This is a genomic window from Brevundimonas sp. (assembly GCF_019636155.1).
Classification (GTDB): Bacteria; Pseudomonadota; Alphaproteobacteria; order Caulobacterales; family Caulobacteraceae; genus Brevundimonas.
Window position 1 is genome coordinate 1 of the sequence record NZ_JAHBYB010000035.1, and the last position, 3290, is coordinate 3290.

3 protein-coding genes and 1 tRNA gene are annotated in these 3290 nt (G+C 67.0%); all 4 read left to right on the top strand.

Going from position 1 to position 3290, the window contains the following annotated elements:
- The first annotated feature begins 365 nt into the window (after positions 1-365).
- The gene (locus tag KF910_RS14185; protein ID WP_292264066.1) at positions 366-1700 is read left to right on the top strand and encodes a hemolysin family protein; all 1335 of its coding nucleotides are present in this window, start codon (positions 366-368) and stop codon (positions 1698-1700) included.
- An 89-nt stretch (positions 1701-1789) separates the two neighbouring features.
- Positions 1790-1865: transfer RNA gene (locus KF910_RS14190), tRNA-Trp, on the top strand.
- Positions 1866-1938: 73 nt separating this feature from the next.
- Entirely contained in the window at positions 1939-2232 is a 294-nt protein-coding gene (gene secE / locus KF910_RS14195) for a preprotein translocase subunit SecE (RefSeq protein WP_292264068.1), read from the top strand.
- Positions 2233-2245: 13 nt separating this feature from the next.
- Positions 2246-2821 (top strand): transcription termination/antitermination protein NusG, encoded by a 576-nt coding sequence (gene nusG / locus KF910_RS14200; RefSeq protein ID WP_292264070.1) that lies wholly within the window; start codon positions 2246-2248, stop codon positions 2819-2821.
- Positions 2822-3290: the final 469 nt, after the last annotated feature.

Consider the following 3290-nt stretch of genomic DNA (forward strand, 5'->3'; position numbering starts at 1 on the left):
GCTGCTTGAGCGCAGCCGCGACGGACTGAACAAGCCCCCGCCAGCGAAAGCCGGCGGGGGTTTTGCTTGGGGGTGTCTTAACCGTGTTGCTCTCCTGGGAAGCGACCCGGCTTGCGCCGGCGTGGGTTGAGGGGTCTAGCTGCAGCCGGACGTTAAGGTTTGGGAAACCATGCGGCGCGCGCTTCATATCGGCATCTTCATCGGGGTCGTCATCGGCATGAGCGCCTGTGCGGCCGCGCCGAGGGCCGCCGTGAGCGTCCCTGTCGCGTCCGCGCGCTGATCGGCCATGGCGCGAGCCGCGAAATGGCCCTAGTATCGCGCACGCGGACGCCGTCAGTCGCGCCGCGCCGGTTGCTCCTCCCTAGATGTTAGCCATCGCCATCGTCGTCGTACTGCTTCTCGTGGTGCTGAACGGCCTGTTCGCCATGACCGAGCTGGCGGTCGTGTCCTCGCGCAAATCCAAGCTGCAGAGCCGGGCCGAACGCGGCGACCGGGGCGCGCGCGCCGCCCTGAAGCTGGCCGAGGAGCCGACCCATTTCCTGTCGGCCGTCCAGGTGGGAATCACCCTGATCGGCATCCTGGCCGGCGCCTATGGCCAGGCGGCCATAGCCGGTGAGCTGAACCGGATGATCGAGGCGGCCTTCCCGGCCGCCGCGGCCTGGTCGGAGGTTTTCGCCACCGCCCTGGTCGTCGTCTGCATCACCTATGTCTCGCTGATCGTCGGCGAACTGGTGCCCAAGCGGCTGGCGCTGATCTTCCCCGAGGCGATCGCCGCCAAGACCGCGGCGCCCATCTCGACCCTGGCCATCGTGCTGAAGCCTTTCGTCCTGCTGCTGACGGCCTCGACCAGCGGCATCCTGAAACTGCTGGGCGTCAAGGACCGCGACGGGTCCGACGTCACCCAGGAGGAGGTCGAGACCATGATCGCCGAGGGCACCTCGGCCGGCCTGATCGAACCGGAGGAGCAGGAGATGATCGAGGAGATCCTGACCCTGGGCGACCGGCCGATCCGGGTGGCGATGACGCCGCGGCACGAGGTCTACTGGATCGCCCTGGACGATCCCGAGGCGGAGTTGCGCGAGGAAATCCGCACCTGCCCCTATTCGCGCATCGTGGTGGCGCGCGAGAACGACGTCGATAACCCCCTGGGCGTGGTTCACAAGAAGGACCTCTTGGACAGCCTGCTGGACAATGGCGAGTTCAATGTCGAGCGCCTGGTCCAGACCCCGGCCTTCATCCCCCAGTCGACCTCGGTGCTGAAGGCGCTGGAGATCATGAAGGCGTCGCGGGTGCACATGGCCTTCCTGGTCGACGAGTTCGGGGCCTTCGAGGGGGTGGTGACGGCCACCGACCTGTTGGAGATGATCGCCGGCGACTTCGACGAGGCCCACGACGAGGCCGAGGCCATGATCCGCCACCGCGAGGACGGCAGCTGGCTGGTCGACGGCCAGACCGACCTGGACGAACTGTCCGACGAACTGGGCGAGGATTTCGGCGAACGCGAGGGATTCCACACGGTCGCGGGCCTGGTCCTGCACGAATTGTCGCGTGTGCCGGACGAGGGCGAGACCCTGCAGCTGGGCCGTTTCGAGGTCGAGGTGATCGACATGGACGACCGCCGCATCGACAAGCTCCTGTTCCGCCAGGTGATCGACGCGGAGGCCGAGGCCGCCGCCCGCGCCGCCGCGGCGGGGAACTGACGCCAAGGGGCCGCAACGCCCTTGAAATGGCCCGCCGACAAAGGCTATACGCGCCGGTCTGGCGAGGCCGTGTCGCGCGGTCTTCGTCTAGGAGTTTAGCTCAGCTGGTAGAGCACCGGTCTCCAAAACCGGGGGTCGTGGGTTCGAGTCCCCCAACTCCTGCCATCTTCCCCCTGTCGCCGCCGGATGGGACTTCCCATCTGGGGGCGGCAGGATCAATTGCTTGAAGAGACGCTGAATGGCCAAGGCCAAGACCAAGATGGGCCGCCGCACGCCCGCCGCCGCTACCGCTTCCAGCGGCCAGACCGTGACGGTCGATACCCCGTCGCCCGCCAAGCCGCGCGTCTCGCCGGTCCAGTTCTTCAGCCAGGTCCGCGCCGAGGCGCGCAAGATCGTGTGGCCCAGCCGCAAGGAGACCTGGATCACCTCGGTCATGGTGCTGATCATGCTGTGCCTGGCCGCCGCCTTCTTCTTCGTGGTGGACAGCGTCCTGAGCGTCGCCTTCCGCTATATCGTCGCCCTGGGGATCTGAGGAACAGCCCGTCATGACCGACGCCGCGCCGGCTCCGGCTTCCAACCCCCGCCACAAGTGGTACATCGTCCACGCCTATTCGAACTTCGAGAAGAAGGTCGCCGAACAGCTGCGCATGCAGGCCAAGCAGCAGGGGCTGGAGGGGAATTTCTCCGAGATCCTGGTGCCGACCGAGGACGTGGTCGAGATCCGTCGCGGCCGCAAGGTGAACTCCGAACGCAAATTCTTCCCCGGCTATGTCCTGGTGAAGATGGAGCTGACGGACGAGGCCTATCACCTGGTCAAGAACACGCCCAAGGTGACCGGCTTCCTGGGCGCCCAGGGCGGGGCCAAGCCCCTGCCGGTGTCCGAGCGCGAGGTCCAGAACATCATCGGGGCGGTGGAAGAGGGCGTCGAGCGTCCCAAGCCCACCATCCGGTTCGACATCGGCGAGACGGTCAAGGTCATCGACGGCCCGTTCGCCAGCTTCGACGGCCAGGTCGAGAGCGTGGACGAGGACAACGCCCGCCTGCGTGTGGCGGTCTCCATCTTCGGCCGTCCGACCCCGGTCGACCTGGAATACGCCCAGGTGGAGAAGGTCGCGGCCTGACCCGTCCGACAATCCTGTTCCGGTGAAGCCGGGGGCCCTCGCCTCCGGCTTCATGCTTTTTGGGGCTGGGAAGGTGGAGAGGCGAAGCAGTCTTCCCGTCTCCTCCCCATCAGCGATGGGGAGGTGGATCGGCGGCGCCAGCCGACGAGACGGAGGGGATCTTTCGTCGTGTCTCCCAAGAGCCCCTCCACCGCTTCGCGGTCCCCCTCCCCATGAATGGGGAGGAGATGACGCAGCGTCCTTCTCCCCTTGTGGGAGAAGGTGGCAGGCGAAGCCTGACGGATGAGGGGTCGCGCGGGCGCCTCCCGTCATCCGAAGGCCGAACTCACACGCCGGAGAAACCCCTCATCCGACCCGCTGCGCGGGCCACCTTCTCCCGCAAGGGGAGAAGGGAAGAATTGCCTCCGCCTCCGCCAGCGCCTGCGAGCTGCGAAGTGATGGGAAGGCGGCGGAGCGTCGGGCCTTCGCC